Source organism: Actinophytocola sp., from assembly GCF_035762905.1.
Taxonomy (GTDB): domain Bacteria; phylum Actinomycetota; class Actinomycetes; order Mycobacteriales; family Pseudonocardiaceae; genus DASYTH01.
In genome coordinates this window covers 1-15,962 of the sequence record NZ_DASUCC010000023.1, presented here as the reverse complement: position 1 = coordinate 15,962, position 15,962 = coordinate 1, and the positions used below count along the sequence as shown (strand labels likewise).

Here is a 15,962-nt window from a genome sequence, read left to right as displayed (position 1 = left end):
CGGGCCGTCAGCGCCGCTCAGGGCCCACAATCGATCTCCACAGCGGACTGAGCCCGGCCAGGTGGGTGCCGGGCTCAGTTCGTCTGGCGGGTCTACTGGCCGTGTGCGTGCTCGCGGAATGCTTGGGGTGGGACGCCGGTGAGTTTGCGGAAGATGCGGCTGAAGTAGGCGCGGTCGTGGAAGCCGACGCGGCGGGCGACCACCTGGATGCTCTCGTCGGAGTCTCGCAGGCGTTCTTTGGCCTGCTCGATGCGCAGGCGGTTGAGGTAGTCCCAGGGGGACAGGCCGAGTTCGCGGTGGAACAGGCGGCTCAGGTAGTCCTCGCTCATGCCGGCGGCCTTGGCGACCTGGCGGCGGGTGATCTGGTGGTGGTAGTGCTGGTGCAGGTACGCCAGGGCGTGCCGGATGAGCAGGCTGCCGCGGTGCGGGACCGGGTTGCCGGGGTTGAGCAGCCGGCCGAACAGCTCGACGGTCTCGGCCTCGGACAGGATTCCCTTGCCCAGCAACACCGCCCGCGGGTGCGGTTCGGCGCGGGCGACGTCGTGAGTGGACAGTGCGCCCGAGCTGAGCACGAGGGCGGGGACGTCCGGGCCGCCGTGCAGGCGGTCCAGCACGTCCAGACCGTCCATGTCGGGCAGTTCGTGGGCGACCACGAGCAGGCTGGGAACTTCCTGGCCCAGCAGGGAAAGCGCGGTGGTGCCGTCGCCGGCGGCGAGGACCAGGTGACCGGGGCGGGCCTGGGTGGCCAGGCGGCGGTACCAGGACTGGATCTCCGGGTCGGGGTCGGCGATCACGATCGGGCCGGCGGACTCGGCCGGGCGGGCCCAGCGGATCGCTTCGGCGAGGTCGCGGGCGCGGCTGGTGCCGAAGACCAGGAACGGGGTGCGGCGCAGCCGGGGGTGCTCGTGCAGGTGGCGGACCACCGACCAGTCCTCGGGGCTGGTGTCGGCGAGATCCCAGACGACGGCGGCCGGCCGGTGCTCCTCGAGGATGCCGTCGGTGCCGGCGTGCAGCTGGCGCACCGGCAGGCCGAGCCGGCGGCCGAGGACGGCGGCCTCGTGCGCCGCCCGCGCGCCGCCGGCCAGCAGCAGCGGGTCGACCGGCCGACCGGTGCCGGGCTGGCCGTCCGGCGTCGGTAGCGGCAGGGACACCTGGAACGTGCCGCCGTCCGGCCGAGGCTCGAACCGCAGCGCGCCGTTGTGCAGCGTGAGCAGCCGGCGGGTGATCGGCAGGCCCAGCCCGCGGCCGTCCGCCTCGGGTTCCTCCTGCGGCGACTCCCCGTCGGTGCAGCTCACCCGGATCCGCAGGTTCGGCAGCTGCACGTCGGCGGCGACGCTGACCCGCCCGGTGTCCGCGGCCAGCCGGTCGGCGCTGCCGAGCAGAGTGACCAGCGCCTGCCGCAACCGCCTGCGGTCGGCCAGGATCAGCGGCAGCCGGTGCGGCAGCCGGGTGCGGAACACATCCTCGATCAGCGCCCGCGGATCCACCAGCTCGGCCGACAGGTCCAGGGTGTCCAGTTCGGCCCGGGTCAGGTCGAGCAGGTCGGAGATCACCCCGAGCTGGTGCTCGGCGCTGACGTTGATCTCCTTGAGCCGGTCGGTCAGCCCGGCCGGTGCCGACGACAGCGACTCCACCGACTCCAGCGCCATCGCGACCTGCCGGAGGATGCCCTCGACCGGCGTGCGCAGTTCGTCGCTCACGCTGGACAGCAGCGTGGTTTTGATCCGGTTGGCCTTCTCGGCGGCGTCCCGGGCGTCCCGGACCGCGCCGAACAGCTTGATCTCCTTGAGCGCGGCGCTGATCTGGTCCGCGACGGCCCGGTGGACCGCGCCGTCCTGCGGGCCCACCTCGAACAGGCCCAGCCCGAACAGCTCGTCGTTGACCGAGAACGGCTCGGCCACCATGGCGAACCGCCGGCCGGCCGGCAGCGCCCCGTCCAGCGTGGCGGGGGAGCCCAGCGCCAGGTGCCAGTGGGTGATGCCCAGCCCGGGCAGCTGCCGGTCGAGCACCTCGGTCAGCGCCGGCACGTCCACCACCGAGGAAAGCGCGTTCCCGAGTTCGCGCAGCCGCCGGGCGGTCTGTTCGGCGTGCCACCGCTCGTATTCGAGCCGCCGTCGCCCGGCGTCCGCGACGATCAGCCGGGCCGTGCCGAGCATGCGCTCGGCCCGGGCCCGCGGTGCCCCGGTGAGTTCCGGGAGGAACTGCCGGCGCAGGTCGAGCAGTGCCGCGTCCCAGGCGTCGGTCTCGTGGCTGCCCAGCACCGCGGCCCGGACCATGCGGTCGATCTCGCCGAGGAACTCGGTGCCGTCCCCGGCGATCGAGCGACGCAACGCCGTGCACAACTCCTCCAAGGGCGGCCCGGCGACGCGCGCAGGCGCCACGTCGTCGCGATCCGCGGTGAGCGCGTCCGGGCAGCCGCAGGACCGCCGGATGACCAGGGACGACGCCGGCGCCGGGCGGCGCACACCGGACAGCCGACCCATCCGGCACAGCAGGCTTTCCACGGCCAGCGCGCCGAGTTCGGCGAACGGCATGGACACCGAGGTCAGCGGCGGATCGGACAGCCGGGCCTCGGGGGAGTCGTTGACCCCGATCACCGAGACGTCGTGCGGCACGCCGATGCCGCGCTCGGCGAGAACCCGCAGCGCGTCGACGGCGAGGAAGTCGCTGGACGCCACCACGGCGTCGAAGTCGGTGCCGGGCCGCAGCCCGCGGGCGTCCAGCAGCACCCGCATGGCCGTCGCGCCGGCCTCCCGGACGAAGTCGACCGGCGCCGAGACCAGCTTGCGGTCCAACGGAATCCGGTGCCGGGCCAGGGTGTCGACGTAGGCCCGGTAGCGCTCGACACTCACCGGGTTGGCCACCGGGCCGCGGATGAAGGCCAGCCTGCGCCGGCCGTGCACCTCGATGAGATGCCCGATCGCGTTGGCCGTGCCGTGATAGCTGTCCAGGGTCAGCGGATGGTCGTCCTCGCCGATCGTGCCGTTCACGCTGACCATCGGCAGCCGGCCGAACCGCCTGGCCAGCCGGGTGGTCCGCTCGTGCCCGGCCGTCAACCCGAGCGTGGAGGTCCAGCAGATCAGGCCGTCCAGCAGGTCCGGCGCGACCAGGTCGTAGATCGAGTTGGCCGGCCCCCCGGTGGTGCGCACCTCACCGCCGGGAAAGCAGATCAGGTTGATGTCGTGGCGGCGCGCCGACTCGAGCACCCCGCTCCACAGGGTCGCGCCCACCCCCAGGTGAATCCTGGCAGTGACCAGGCCGATCGTCAGCCGGTCCGTCATGGTCGCCTCGCAGTCCCCGTTGACTCACCGCAACACAGTGTTTACGGAATCGGCGAAGCAAAGCAAGGACGCGGCCCCCGTCGTGATCCGACGGGGGCCAAATTGCCGATATCCGTGCCGGTCAGACGCCGAGCCGTCCCACACCGGCACCGCCGGTGACGATCGACTTGACGTTGGCCGGCGGGTCCAGCGAGTAGCCGTACGGGATCCCCCGCACGGTACCGGTGCAGCCCGAGGTCGAACCCGCCGAGCTCGCCAGGGTGTTGTTCCTGGCAACCAAAGCGCCGGCCGGCGAGCTGCCCTCGCCGCAGTGGTACGCGTCGCTGGTGTTCTCGAAGTAGTTGCCCTCGACCAGAACGCCGCCCTCCACGGTGGAGGCGACACCGTAGCTCCGCACCCCGCCGTAGAAGTTGTTGTAGACGTGCACCGGGTTGCCGAACCGGACCCGGGGGTGGCGCTGGGTGGTGCCGTTGAACCAGTTGTGGTGGTAGCTCACCCGCAGGTGCCCGCGGTCCTGGCTGCCGTTGCCGTCACTGTGTCCGAGCAGCGCCGTCTTGTCGTGGTTGGAGAACTTGTTCCACGACACGGTGATGTTGTCCGAGGCCCGCTTGATGTCCAGGGCTCCGTCGGCACCGTTGAAGTTGAAGTCGTTGTGGTCGATCCAGATCCGGGTGGAGGCGTCCTGGACGTTGATGGCGTCGTCGGACCAGTTGCGGAAGTTCAGGTTCTGGATGATCACGTTGGTGGCGCCGTCGACGTCGAGGCCGCCGCCGGTGATGCCGGACCCCGAACCGACGCCGATGAGCGTCTTGTTGGATCCCACGTCCTGCATGCCGCTGATGGACAGCATGCCGTTGATCCGGATGACCGCGGCGTTGCTGGACTGCATGGCGCTGATCAGCGCCGAGCCGCTGGACACCGTGACCGGGCTGGCGCTGCCGCCGCCGGTCGTGCCGGCGCCGAACCCGGTCGGGGAGCCGACCGCCGACGCGGTGCCGGCCGCCCACACGGTGATGGCAGCCGCGGCCGCGACGGTCAGTCCACCGGCCAGCGCTCGCCTCGCAATCGATTTGCGCATGGACATTCTCTCTTTCTCCCGTGGAATCATCGTTGACCCCTCGACAGCCACGTTAGGGACGAATTCTTGGAGAATCGCGCCCGACTGGTGGACTATTGCGGACCGGTGCGTTATCCCATCGCGAAACTCGGGTGCGGCGGCTGGTTGTAGCCGGTGTTCTGCCAGGCCACGGCCAGGCGGTACTGCCGGTCCTGCATCAGCGAGACCCGCGAGATGCCGGTCGGATCCGTGGTTTGGTAGATGCGCAGGGCGCGATTGTCCGTGGTCGGCCAGATGACCTCCTCGCGCCAGTCGCCGAGAATGTCGGCGGACAGCGACGGGGTCGACTTGGTGCCGTTGTTGGAATGCACGCCGGACGCGGTCAGCAGCCGGGTGTCGCCGCCGGTTCCGTACTTGGAGATGTTCGTGCCGTCCAGCAGCTCGCGCTGCGCGTCGCCGTCCCACCAGATCACGAAGTTGGTCGAGCCGGGCTTGCGGCTGGACACCTGGGATCCGTTGGTGGCGCTGCGCAGCCCGGCCACGGCCGATGACCAGACCTCGGCGCCCGGGTTGCCGGACCAGATGTCCGCGGCCACGCCCCGGCCGTTGTCGCAGCCGCAGGACGGCGCGCTCCACAGGATCTGCCCGGTGCGGGCGTCGGCCAGCCAGTGCGCCGGGTTGCTGCCGGTCTCCGACGGTTTGAACACCTCGAGGCCGGCCCGGGACGGGACCAGGTCGGAGACGTGGTAGGCGTCGCCGTGCAGGGTGTTGTTCTGCCACAACCCGTTGCCGTTGTCGTCGACCGCCATGGAGCCGTACAGGATCTCGTCCCGGCCGTCGGAGTCCACGTCGGCCACGGAGAGCTGGTGGTTGCCCTTGCCGGTCCAGGCCGAGCCGTTGGTGGACGAGTTCGAGTCGAACGTCCAGCGCCGGGTCAGCGCGCCGTTTCGGAAGTCCCAGGCCGAGATCACGCTGCGGGTGTAGTAGCCGCGGGCCATGATGATGCTCGGCCGGGAGCCGTCCACGTAGGCGGTGCCGGCCAGGAACCGGTCCACCCGGTTGCCGTAGTTGTCGCCCCAGCTCGACACGGTTCCGCGCGACGGCACGAAGTCCTGGGTGGCCAGGACCGCGCCGTCGGTGCCACGGAAGACGCTGAGGAACTCCGGTCCGGCCAGGATGTACCCGGAGGAGTTGCGGTGGTCGGCGTTCGCGTGGCCGATCACCTGGCCGGTGCCGGACCGGCTGCCGTCGGCGGTCTTCATGGCCACCTCGGCGCGTCCGTCGCCGTCGTAGTCGAACACCTGGAACTGGGTGTAGTGCGCGCCGGCCCGGATGTTGCGGCCCAGATCGATGCGCCACAGCCGGGTGCCGTCCAGCCGGTAGGCGTCGACGAACACGTTGCCGGTGTAGCCGGACTGGGAGTTGTCCTTGGCGTTGCTGGGATCCCACTTCAGCACGATCTCGAACTGCCCGTCGCCGTCCAGGTCGCCGACGCTGGCGTCGTTGGCGCTGTAGGTGTAGCTCACCCCGTCCGGCGTGGTGCCGCCGGCCGGGAGCTGGATCGGCACATCCCTGGTGGTGGCGGCGATGCCGACCGGCTCGTCGGCCGCGGCCGCCTCGACCCCGCCGGAGACCGGGCGCACCGTGTAGCCGGCACCGGCCGGTGCGCCCTTGTCCTGGAAGTTGGTCACGGTCAGCGGCGCCGGGTTGATCCGCACGCCGTCCCGGTAGACGTTGAAGGTGGTCCCCGGCGCGTCGCCGGCGAGCAGCCGCCAGCTCAGAAACGCACCGTCGGCGGTCTGGAGGCTGACCAGACCGCGGTCGAGCTGTTCGAACCGCGCCGGCGCCGGCGCGGCACCCGCCGTGGCCGGGCCGGACACGAGCCCGACCAACGTGACAGCTGCCGCAGCCAGCGCCAGAGCGCGCCTGGCCGTCATTGCGCCCATGAAGTGCCCCGTTCCCTGTGCGAGATGTCCCCACTTCGAAGTTAGGACGCGGAGGGTGGACAATCACGCACAGGGTGTAGACGATCCTGGGCGGCGCCCCTATGCTCGGCCGGCTCCGGCCTTCAGGGACACCAGCAGGGGCACGATCCGGGGGTTGTCGATCCGGGTGTGCAGGGTGGGGGTCCACCCCGCGTCGGTGCCGAAGTCCGGATCGTGGGTGGCGTTGTACACCGCGATCAGGTCGATCGGCTCCAGCCGGAAGCGCGCCAGCTGGACGTTGTCACGGGCGGTCAGCGTGGTGCCGCCCCAGTCGAACAGCAGCAGACCGGGATCCACGTCCGGCCCGAGCGCGAACGCGTTGCTCTCGGCGAAGATCTTCGACTGGACGCCGACGCCGAGGGCGTAGACGAACGTGCCGGGCTCGGGCACCACGTAGAAGTTGTTGTAGACGTGTACCTGCCCGAACCGGACCCGGGGCAGGCGCTGCAGGTTGTTGTTGAACAGGTTGTGGTGCACCGTCACGTTGAGCTTGCCCGGGTCGGTGGTCGAGGTGTTCGACGACCCGATCAGCATGGTCTTGTCGTGGTCGGTGAACCGGTTCCAGGACACGGTGACGAAGTTCGACGCGTTGGTGATGTCCAGCTGTCCGTCGTGCACCTGGAACGGCTGGCCGAAGTACCTCGGCTGGGCCGAATCCGGGTTGTCGCCGTCGGTGAACGTGTTGTGGTCCATCCACACGTGCGTGGCGCCGGTGAGGGACACGTTGTCATACAACGAGTTCCACGCGCCGAGCGCACCGTCCGTCGGATCCCACTGCGGGAAGCAGTCGGCCGCGTCGACGAACGTGATGTTGCGGATGATCACGTTGTCCACCCGGTCGACGTGCAGGTTCAGTCCCTTGACGACGGCCCGGTCGCCGAGCCCGACCAGCGTCGTCCCGCCCGGCACCTTGATCTTGATCTGCCTGGTCTGGGCCGCGGCCGAGGCCACCCGGGCGTCCTCGAGCGGGCCCTCCGGCTCCCGGTCCCGGCCCCAGACGGCCGGGTCGTATGCGGCCAGGTAGGCCTCCAGGGTGTAGCCGCCGGTGGCGTAGTCCGCGCAGTCCAGCAGGCTGCCGTCGGCGGCCTCGTTGCCGTCGATCGAGCCGCGCACGTGGATGATCCGCGGAGCCGGCGCCGCGAACGCGGCGACCAGCTCGGCCCGGGTGGTCACGACGTGCACGTTCTCGGCGGGGGCCGCGGAGCCGCCGGTGGTGCCGGCGCCCTCGGCCGCCCACCCGTCGCCGGCCGGCAGCACCTGCCGGCCGAGCGCGGGATGGGTCGCCGCCGCCGGCGGAGCGACCGCGAGGGCCGCCACCGCCGCCGCGACGGTGAGCAGGGCAGTGCGTTTCATGGTGGGGGCACCCTCTCCGTCAGCCGCCGGTGCGCTGCTTGTGCTTGGCCTGCGCGTCGGTGAACTTCGCCGCGAACTGGTCCAGGAAGTCCTTGGCGGACATCTCGCCGAGCAGGACCTTCTGGAACATCGGCTCGGTCTCGGTCTTGGTGATCGAGTTGAACTCGGGCAGGTAGTAGGGCAGCTGCACGACCTTGGTGCTGGAGTCGGTCAGCACCTTGGTGGCCTCGGCGATGTGCTGCAGTTTGCCAAGCCACGGCTCGTCCCGGACCTCGACGTTGGCCGGCAGCACGCCGGTCTTCTCGGCCCAGTAGCTGTTCATCGCCTTGCTGGCGGCGAACTCGGCGAACTTGAACGCCGCGTCCTTGTTCTTACCGCTGGCGAACACGCCGATGCCGGTCACCGGGTTGGACACCACGGTCCGGGATCCGTTGTCCGACTTGGGCACCGGGAACGCGGCCACCTTCTCCGCGCCGAGCGCCTTGATGTGGTCGTTGTAGGAACCCAGGTTGTGCTGCATGATCGCGATGCTGCCGCCGTCGAACTGCGCCACCATCTTGGGGAAGTCGTTGGTGACGTCCGCCTCGGGGGTCTTGTTCTTGTACAGCGCGACCAGCTTCTCCAGCGCCGCGACGTTGCGCGAGTCGTTCACCGTCGATTTGCCGGAGCCGTCGAATATCGTGGTGATCCCGGTCTGACCGTAGATCACCTCGAGCATCTGGGCGATCGAGCCGGCCCCGCCGCGGATGGTGAAGCCGTACTGGTTCTTGCTCTTGTCGGTGAGCTTGTCCACCGCGCCGAAGAAGTCGTTCCAGGTCTCCGGGGCCTTGAGCCCGGCCGCGCTGAACCAGTCGGTCCGGTACCAGTACATGCCCGTGTTGGTGGATATCGGAACCATGTACAGCTTGCCGTCCGGGATCGCCGACTTGACCGTGTCGACCACCTGGTTGTTCAGCTTGCCGTTCAGCGAGCTGTTGTTGATCCGGTCGTCCACCGCGTCCAGCGCCTGCTGGGGGACCAGGTTGGCGAGCATCGCGGTGCTCACTCCGCCGACGTCGGGCAGCCCGCCACCGGCGATCGCCGTGTCGTACTTCTGCTGGACCTGGGCGATCGGGACCCCGACGTACTCCACCTTGATGTTCGGGTTCGCCTTGTGGAACTCCTCGATGATGTGCTGCCACACCGGAGTTCGGGCCGGGCCGCCGTTGTCGTCCCAGAACGTGATATTCGTCGTGCCGCCGCTCGCGCCCGAATCGGAGCCGTCGTCGCCACACCCGGCCAATGCCAGGCAGGCTACCGTCACGAGCGCCGCGGCAGTCCGCGACCAACGTGAGTTCACCATGTTCCGCCTACCTTTCCGTTGCCACTGCCGGTCAGTGCAGCCGCTTCCGCACGACTCAGCCTCCCGTCGGCGACGACCGTGACCACCTGCCGGGTCAGCGAGTCGGTGAGCACAAGCGGCTCGTGCCAGGCAAGGGAGGAGCCGACGCCCGGGTACTCCTCGACCCGGACGAACCACGGGTCGTTCGACCCGCGTTGGGCGAACACGAGCGTCCAGTCCCGTCCGTCCGGAGCCGTGCCGGACATCGCGACCCAGGGCGCGGGGTTGCCGTTGATGCCCCCTTCGCCGTCGGCGTCCACTGTGAACACCGTGCGGCACTTCGCTGATCCGGGCGCTCGCCAGAAGAACCCGCCGTAGCCGGCGCCGGTCCGGCCCTTGGTGGCCGAACTGCGGATCGCCAGCGGGCCGGCGGTGAGGTTGGTGAGCGTGAACGCGAAGTCCAAGATCCAGCAGTCCGGCCGCTCGGCGTGGCTCGCGAGCACCGTGCGCTCCTCGCGCAGCACCGGCATCCCGGCCTGGTCCAGCCATTCCAGGTGCTCGGTGAAGCCGTGCTCGCAGCGCCGGGCGAACCGCAGGTGCCGCTGGCTGCCGTGGTCGCCGAGCCAGGCCGGGCCGTGCCCGGGCTGGTAGGTTCGGCCGCCCCAGAAGTTGACCGCGCCGACGTCGGCGATCGCCACGCCCACCCCGAGGTGGTGCAGATGGTCGGCCGGCGCCTCCTCGGTGACCGACAACCCGGCCTGGGTGCACACCGGGTGCAGGTATGGCCGGGGCGACACGGTCACCGGCAGGTCCGGGCGCCAGCGGTACCGGGCCACCTCCCGCTCGCCCAGCCGGATCACCTGCTCGGGCGGGGCCCAGGCCACGTCCAGCTCGGAGAAGAGCGCGAGCCGGCGGGCGCTGCGTGCGGTCAGGTTGACGATCCCGGGCAGCACCCGGCGGGCGGTGTCCGGGTCGACCTGCAGCCGGGACAACGGAATCGGGGTCGGCTCCGGGGCCAGCCGGATCGCCTCGACCACCTGCATGAACGCGCCGGCCCGGCTCAGCGGTACGAGCAGTTGGGCGCCGGTGCGCACGTGCGCGATCAGGTTCTCCAGCAGGTCGGTCCGGGCATGCTTGGTCACCGTCTGTCCGATGTGGATCTCGTCGGTGGTGTAGGTGAACCGGGCCGTCCCGGTCTGCCCGTGCACCAACAGGTACGGCTCGGTGCGCTCGGGCGCGCAGAGCGAGACCGCGACGGTGATCTCGGTGCCGGTGGCCAGCCGCAGCCGCACGCACGAGGTGTCGTCCGCCTCGATCTGGTTGGCCCGGTACAGCTCGACGTCGATCTCGACCACCGCGCCGATCTGCTCGGCCTCGGCCACGGCCAGCGCCGTGGCGACGGCGTGCCCGAACGGGTTGGTCAGCGCGCCGTCGGTCACGGCCATGCCGTCCATCCGGCGCCGCCCGGCCCATTCCGCACGGGCGAAGTACTCGACCGGGCGCGGCCAGGCGCCTGCCACTCCGATGCCCCGCACCCTGCCGATCCGTCCGTCGGCGATCACCTTGCGCAGGAACGGGATCGCGTCCGAGCCCAGGCTCTGGAAGCCCACCTGGCAGGCCAGGCCGGAGGCCCGGACCGCATCGGAGATCCGGTCGAACTCGGCAAGCGAGCCGGCCGGCGGCTTCTCCAGCAGCAGGTGCGACCCGGCCGCCAGCGCCGTGTCGGCCAGCTCGGCGTGCGTGTGGATCGGGGTGACCAGAATGGTGATCTCCGCGCCGGTGCGCCGGATCAACCGCCCGAGGTCGGGGGACTGGTCCGGCGCACCGAGGCCGTCGAGCTGTTCGGCCGGCACCGGCCGGACGTCGCACACGCCGGCCAGCTCGACCAACCCGGCGGCGCGCAGCCGTCTGAGGTTGTCCAGATGCCAGCGGCCATGCCCATGCGCTCCGGCGAGCACGACCCGCACCGGCTCAAGTGGACCGTTCATCCCTTCACCGCCCCGGCCGAGAGTCCCTGGACCAGGTAGCGCTGAATCACCGCGAACACCAGCACGACCGGCACCGCGGCCACCACGCCGCCCGCCGCAAGCGCGCCGAAGTCCACACTGAACTCACCGAGGGTGAAGGCCAGCCCGACCGGGATCGTGTACTTGTCCTGCGAACTGACGAACATCAGCGCGAACAGGAAGTTGTTCCAGCTGTGGATGAACGCGAACGAGCCGACCGCGACCAGCGCCGGGCGAAGCAGTGGCAGCACCACGACCAGGAAACCGCGCATCCGCGAGCAGCCGTCCACCCACGCGGCCTCCTCAAGCTCCACCGGAACGTTGCGGATGAATCCGGAAAGCAGGATCAGTGACAGCGGCAGCTGGAACACGGTCTCCGCGATGACCAGGCTCCACAGCGAGTTGACCAGCTCGAGGCTACGGAACGTCTGGAACAGCGGGATCAGCATCATCGCGCCGGGTATGAACTGGGTGCACAGCATCGCCACCAGGAACACGGTCTTGCCGCGGAAGTTGTAGCGCGCGAGCGCGTACCCGCCGGCCAGCGCGATCAGCGTGGTGGCGACCAGCGACGCGACCCCGACCTTCAGGCTGTTCTCGAAGAACACGCCGAAGCCGAGCCCGTCCCACACCGTCACGAAGTTCTCGAACGTGATCGGCCAGGGCAGCAGCGAGGACGAGCCGCGCGGGCGGACCGCGAAGACCACCATCCAGTAGAACGGCACCAGCGTGAACAGCAGGTAGAGGGTGAGCGGCACGTAGATCTGCCAGCGGCTGACCCGGTTGGCGTCGCCGCCGGTGCGGCGCCCCGGTGGCGGCGGTTTGGGCGTCCGGGGCTCGGCCGGACGGGTGGCGGTGAGGGTCATGAGCGAGCCCCGAACTTGCTCAACCGGAGGTAGAGCACGGAGAAGAAGGTCAGGATCAGGAAACCGGCGGTGGTCAGCGCGGCCCCGTAGCCGAAGTTGTGCGACTGGGCCGCGGTCTGCGCCACGTACAGCGGCAGGGTGGTGGTTTGATGCGCGGGCCCGCCGCCGGTCAGCGTGTAGAGCAGGTCCACGTTGTTGAACTCCCACACCGCGCGCAGCAGCGTGGACAGGATGATCGCGTCCTTGAGGTGCGGCAGCGTGACGTGGTAGAAGCGGCGCACCCGGCTGGCCCCGTCCACCGACGCCGCCTCGTACAGGTCGCGGGGGATGGTCTGCAGGTCGGCGAGCAGCAGGATGGCGAAGAACGGCACCCCGCGCCACAGCTCGGCAAGCACCGCCGCGGCGAACACGGTGTCGGGGTTGGCCAGCGGCGCGGCGCCGTAGTTCATCAGGCCGAGGTCGGCCAGGTACCGGGACACGCCGGTGGTCGGGTTGTAGAGCAGCACGAAGATGCCGGTGGTGAGTACGCCGGAGACGGCCCACGGGGAGAACACCATGGCCCTGGAGAGCGCGCGGCCGATGAACGTCTCGTTGACGATCAGCGCCAGCGCCAGGCCGAGCAGCAGTTGCAGCACGACCTCGACCACCACCCATTTGGCGGTGAACCCCAGACTCTGCCAGAACAGCGCGTCGTGGAAGAGCATCTGCCGGAAGTTGTCAAGTCCGGCGAACCCGTTCTCCCACGGCTTGCTGACGAAATGGTGCTGCAGGCTGTAGTAGAAGACGCTGGCCATGGGGTAGACCAGGAACGCCAGCATGGCCAGCACGGCAGGCGAGATGAGGAGGTACGGCGCCCAGAACCCCCGGCCACGGCTGCGGCGGTGTGTGGGTCGCCGCGGAACAACCTCGGCGACTGCCATAGCCGACGAACTCCGTTCTGTCGCGGATCGTCCACAGAGGATATGGAGGAACGCGTGGACAATCGCGCACAGCGTGTGGACTATGGCGTCGCGCCGCAGTTGATCACGCGGACCGCTCGCCGCCCCCGATCCGCGGGAAGGGCTTGGTGGAGAAGACGACCTCCACCGGTACCTCAAAGTACTCCGCTATGCGCAGAGCGAGATAGAGGCTGGGGCTGTACTCACCCCTTTCAAGATAACCCACGGTCTGGTAATGCACACCCAGCGCGTCGGCCAGTTGGCGGCGGGAGATGCCGCGCTCGACGCGCAGCATCGCGATCCGGTTGTGAATCACCTCGGTCATAGGCGCTGCAACACCTTCCGGCGGCGCTCGTCGAGGACGGCGCCGGACTCCCGGCGGGCCATCCGGCGCAACACGACCGGGGCGAGCAGCAGGCCGGCGACCGCCCAAATGCCGAGCACGCCGATGGTCTCCAGGGTGCGCCAGGATTGGCCGATCTCCACCAGCACGACCTCGTCGGGCAGCAGGGCCGAGCGCATTCCCAGGCCCAGCCAGTAGATCGGGAACACCTGGGCGATCCCCTGCACCCAGGCCGCCTGGCCGGTCACCGGGGAGAACACGCCGGAGATGAAGGTCAGCGCGCCGACCACCATCAGGCCCCAGCCGGCGATCGCCCGCGGGCTGGTCGCCAGCGAGCCGATCACCATCCCGAACGGCAGCGTGGCGAGCAGGCCGAGCGGGAACAGCCACAGCAGGTGCAGCCCGCCGGCCAGGCCGGTGGCGAACAGCCCGTCGATCAGGATCAGCGCGGGCACCAGCATGACCACCAACATGGTCAGAATCTCCAGTGCGCCGCGCAGGATGTGCCCGGTCACGTAGCCGGTCATCCCGTTCGGCACCGCCTTGGCGCGCAGCAGGGTGCCGTCCTCGCGCTCGGAGGCCAGCGCGTAGGCCGCGCCAACGATGCCGGTGTACACCGCGAGCATGCCGAGCAGACCGGGCAGCGCCAGCGCCGGGAAGTGCAGTGACGTGCCGTCCACGGTCCGGTTCCGGTTGAGGTAGAGCACGACCATGAAGAAGCCCGCCACGATGACGTAGTTGGCCGACTCGGTCAGCGTGCGGATCGCCGCGGTGTACTCGATCCAGCCGCGGCGCAGCCCGTTGTGGATCGCGTTCACCGGCCCGCTCCCTCGAACTCGGTGACCGCCGCGTCGGTCTCGCCCGACTCGTAGCGCCGCACCATGGTCATGTACGTGTCCTCCAGCGAGGCCCGGTGCACCTCCAGGTCGCCCACCTCCTCGCCGTGCTGGGCGAGCAGCTTGCGCACGAACTCGGTGCCGTCGTCGGTGGCGTGCACGAACAGCTCACCGTGTTGCCGCCACCGCACTTCGGCCTGCCCCGCCACCAGCCGGGCCAGCGCGTCCGCGCTGCCGTCGGCGATGATCCGGCCGCCGGCCAGGATCAGGATCCGGTCGGCCAGCTTCTCCGCCTCGTCCAGGTCGTGCGTGGTCAGCAGGATCGTGGTCTCCTCCAGGTCGGTCAGCCGGTGCACGAAGTCGTGGAACTCCCGCCGCGCCTGCGGGTCGAACCCGGCCGTCGGCTCGTCCAGGAACAGCACGTCCGGCCGTCCCACGATCCCGATCGCCACATCCAGCCGACGCCGCTGCCCGCCGGACAGCTGCATGATCTTCTTGTCCGCGCTGTCCGCAAGGCCCACCGCCGCCACCAACTCGTCCGCCCCGAACGGCTTGCGGTACGGCACGTAGTACCGCCCCAACTCGCGCAGCAGGTCCCGCACCCGCCACTTACCGTGATCCCGCCACGACTGCAGCACCACCCCCACCCGCGCCCGCCACGCCTCGTCGCCCCTTGCCGGGTCCACCCCGAGCACGGTGACCTCGCCCGCCGAGCGCAGCCGGAACCCCTCCAGAATCTCGATCGTCGTGGTCTTCCCCGCGCCGTTCGGCCCGAGCAGCGTCACCACCTCGCCCCGCCGGGCCGTGAACTCCACCCCCTTCAGCACGTCCACGTCCCCGTACCGCATGCGTAACCCGCGCACCTCGATGACCGCATTCATCTGGCCTCCCGTACCTGTCATCGGGCAACTTATAGCAGATCTACTACATTCGTCCAGATCCTTGCGACATGCCCACGGGTAGCTGACCGCGACGATCGCGCCCGGCGGGGCCGGGCTGTGCCCGGCGGGGCCGGGCTGCGCCCGGTCATCACTGAAATCAAGAATTCGCGAACTGCACTGGCAACTCGCCGAACCGGAGCCGGGAACTCGCCGAACCGGAATCGGGAACTCGCGGGACGGAGATCGCCGGTTGGCTGGGCGGTCAGGCTCGACGGCTTGCGGCTACCCGGTCGGTGTAGGACTCGGTGGTGAGGTCCTGTGCGCCGACGCCCAGTTCGTCCAGCACCGTCTGCAGAACCCGGTGCGCTGCTGGCAGGTCGTCGGGCTCGGCCATCGTTTCCAGTTCGAGAAAGGTCTGGCCGTCCAGTTCAGGAATCTGCACGACGGTGGCGACCAGGGACAGGCCATGCGCGGTGAACCGGTAGTTCTCGCAATCCTTGCGGAAAGCGATCAGCTCGACCAGGCCGAGGCCGGTGAAGATCGTGCGCAGGACCTCGGCGTCGGCGATGGTGGTCTCGTGCTCGGGTTTCGCGCCCCAGTCGGTGACCGACGGTTGCTTGTAAGTCAGAACCGTGTGGGCGGTTTTGCCCATGGTGATGGTGCGCACCCGCAACTCGTAGCCTGCGGCGTCGAGGCTGTGGTCGGGGCGGTCGTAATAGGTGTCGGCATAGGCCGTGATCTCGGGATCCGCGCGCCCGGCCAGGGCGGCGCGCACTTGTGCGGGGTTGCGCAGGACTGCGGTGAGTTCGGCTTCGACCGGCATCGTCAGATCACCTGCCGAGAGGTCCGCCGCAGTTCGCCGAGGAAGCGGTGAAAGCCCCGGTGCAGCGCGCCGTGGGGGGAGCCCGTGATCTGGTACATCGGTGAGTTGTGGCCCTCGTGTCGTTCGCCGAACGCGGACACGAACAACGTGGTGTCCAGCCCGATCACCCGCCAGGTCGGCAGCATGTCGTAGACATGGACTTCCACCTTGGCGCCCTGCGTGGCCAACTCGGCCAGCCGTTCCAGGGAGAGCCGGATTCCGGTACTGAAGCT

At 69.8% G+C, this 15,962-nt stretch carries 12 protein-coding genes and 1 pseudogene; all 13 read right to left on the bottom strand.

From position 1 onward, the window contains the following. Positions 1–92: 92 nt before the first annotated feature. Positions 93–3,281: a substrate-binding domain-containing protein gene (locus tag VFV67_RS02735; protein WP_326466931.1), complete on the bottom strand. Its 3,189-nt coding sequence runs from the start codon at positions 3,279–3,281 to the stop codon at positions 93–95. Between the two features lie 121 nt (positions 3,282–3,402). Next, a complete protein-coding gene (locus VFV67_RS02730; RefSeq protein WP_326466930.1) occupies positions 3,403–4,359 on the bottom strand; it encodes a right-handed parallel beta-helix repeat-containing protein in 957 nt (318 codons plus the stop codon). A gap of 110 nt (positions 4,360–4,469) precedes the next feature. Then, positions 4,470–6,284, bottom strand: coding sequence for a rhamnogalacturonan lyase (locus VFV67_RS02725; RefSeq protein ID WP_326466929.1), 1,815 nt, complete (start codon positions 6,282–6,284; stop codon positions 4,470–4,472). A 99-nt stretch (positions 6,285–6,383) separates the two neighbouring features. Further along, positions 6,384–7,676: a pectate lyase gene (locus tag VFV67_RS02720; RefSeq protein WP_326466928.1), complete on the bottom strand. Its 1,293-nt coding sequence runs from the start codon at positions 7,674–7,676 to the stop codon at positions 6,384–6,386. A 19-nt stretch (positions 7,677–7,695) separates the two neighbouring features. Beyond that, on the bottom strand, positions 7,696–9,018 hold the full coding sequence (locus VFV67_RS02715) for a sugar ABC transporter substrate-binding protein (protein ID WP_326466927.1): 1,323 nt from the start codon (positions 9,016–9,018) through the stop codon (positions 7,696–7,698). After that, a complete protein-coding gene (locus tag VFV67_RS02710; protein WP_326466926.1) occupies positions 9,012–10,985 on the bottom strand; it encodes a DUF6807 family protein in 1,974 nt (657 codons plus the stop codon). Before VFV67_RS02710 ends, VFV67_RS02715 begins: the two co-directional genes overlap by 7 nt. Next, positions 10,982–11,869: a carbohydrate ABC transporter permease gene (locus VFV67_RS02705; RefSeq protein ID WP_326466925.1), complete on the bottom strand. Its 888-nt coding sequence runs from the start codon at positions 11,867–11,869 to the stop codon at positions 10,982–10,984. The genes VFV67_RS02710 and VFV67_RS02705 overlap by 4 nt, the downstream gene beginning before the upstream one ends. Continuing rightward, the gene (locus VFV67_RS02700) at positions 11,866–12,789 is read right to left on the bottom strand and encodes a sugar ABC transporter permease (RefSeq protein ID WP_326466924.1); all 924 of its coding nucleotides are present in this window, start codon (positions 12,787–12,789) and stop codon (positions 11,866–11,868) included. Before VFV67_RS02700 ends, VFV67_RS02705 begins: the two co-directional genes overlap by 4 nt. Positions 12,790–12,892: 103 nt before the next feature. Then, entirely contained in the window at positions 12,893–13,132 is a 240-nt protein-coding gene (locus VFV67_RS02695; RefSeq protein WP_326466923.1) for a helix-turn-helix transcriptional regulator, read from the bottom strand. Next, entirely contained in the window at positions 13,129–13,968 is an 840-nt protein-coding gene (locus VFV67_RS02690) for an ABC transporter permease (protein ID WP_326466922.1), read from the bottom strand. Before VFV67_RS02690 ends, VFV67_RS02695 begins: the two co-directional genes overlap by 4 nt. Next, positions 13,965–14,867, bottom strand: a complete 903-nt coding sequence (locus tag VFV67_RS02685) for an ABC transporter ATP-binding protein (RefSeq protein ID WP_326466921.1) — start codon at positions 14,865–14,867, stop codon at positions 13,965–13,967. Before VFV67_RS02685 ends, VFV67_RS02690 begins: the two co-directional genes overlap by 4 nt. 262 nt (positions 14,868–15,129) lie before the next feature. Continuing rightward, positions 15,130–15,690 (bottom strand): class IV adenylate cyclase, encoded by a 561-nt coding sequence (locus VFV67_RS02680; protein ID WP_326466920.1) that lies wholly within the window; start codon positions 15,688–15,690, stop codon positions 15,130–15,132. 2 nt (positions 15,691–15,692) lie between these two features. Further along, positions 15,693–15,962 (bottom strand): annotated as a pseudogene (locus VFV67_RS02675) (XRE family transcriptional regulator); the annotation flags it as partial.

Coding starts and splice junctions, on each gene's coding strand:
- VFV67_RS02680 (WP_326466920.1), bottom strand. CDS start 15,690: ATGCCGGTCGAAGCCGAACTCACCGCAGTCCTGCGCAACCCCGCACAA.
- VFV67_RS02735 (WP_326466931.1), bottom strand. CDS start 3,281: ATGACGGACCGGCTGACGATCGGCCTGGTCACTGCCAGGATTCACCTG.
- VFV67_RS02710 (WP_326466926.1), bottom strand. CDS start 10,985: ATGAACGGTCCACTTGAGCCGGTGCGGGTCGTGCTCGCCGGAGCGCAT.
- VFV67_RS02700 (WP_326466924.1), bottom strand. CDS start 12,789: ATGGCAGTCGCCGAGGTTGTTCCGCGGCGACCCACACACCGCCGCAGC.
- VFV67_RS02720 (WP_326466928.1), bottom strand. CDS start 7,676: ATGAAACGCACTGCCCTGCTCACCGTCGCGGCGGCGGTGGCGGCCCTC.
- VFV67_RS02685 (WP_326466921.1), bottom strand. CDS start 14,867: ATGAATGCGGTCATCGAGGTGCGCGGGTTACGCATGCGGTACGGGGAC.
- VFV67_RS02715 (WP_326466927.1), bottom strand. CDS start 9,018: ATGGTGAACTCACGTTGGTCGCGGACTGCCGCGGCGCTCGTGACGGTA.
- VFV67_RS02725 (WP_326466929.1), bottom strand. CDS start 6,284: ATGGGCGCAATGACGGCCAGGCGCGCTCTGGCGCTGGCTGCGGCAGCT.
- VFV67_RS02730 (WP_326466930.1), bottom strand. CDS start 4,359: ATGCGCAAATCGATTGCGAGGCGAGCGCTGGCCGGTGGACTGACCGTC.
- VFV67_RS02705 (WP_326466925.1), bottom strand. CDS start 11,869: ATGACCCTCACCGCCACCCGTCCGGCCGAGCCCCGGACGCCCAAACCG.
- VFV67_RS02695 (WP_326466923.1), bottom strand. CDS start 13,132: ATGACCGAGGTGATTCACAACCGGATCGCGATGCTGCGCGTCGAGCGC.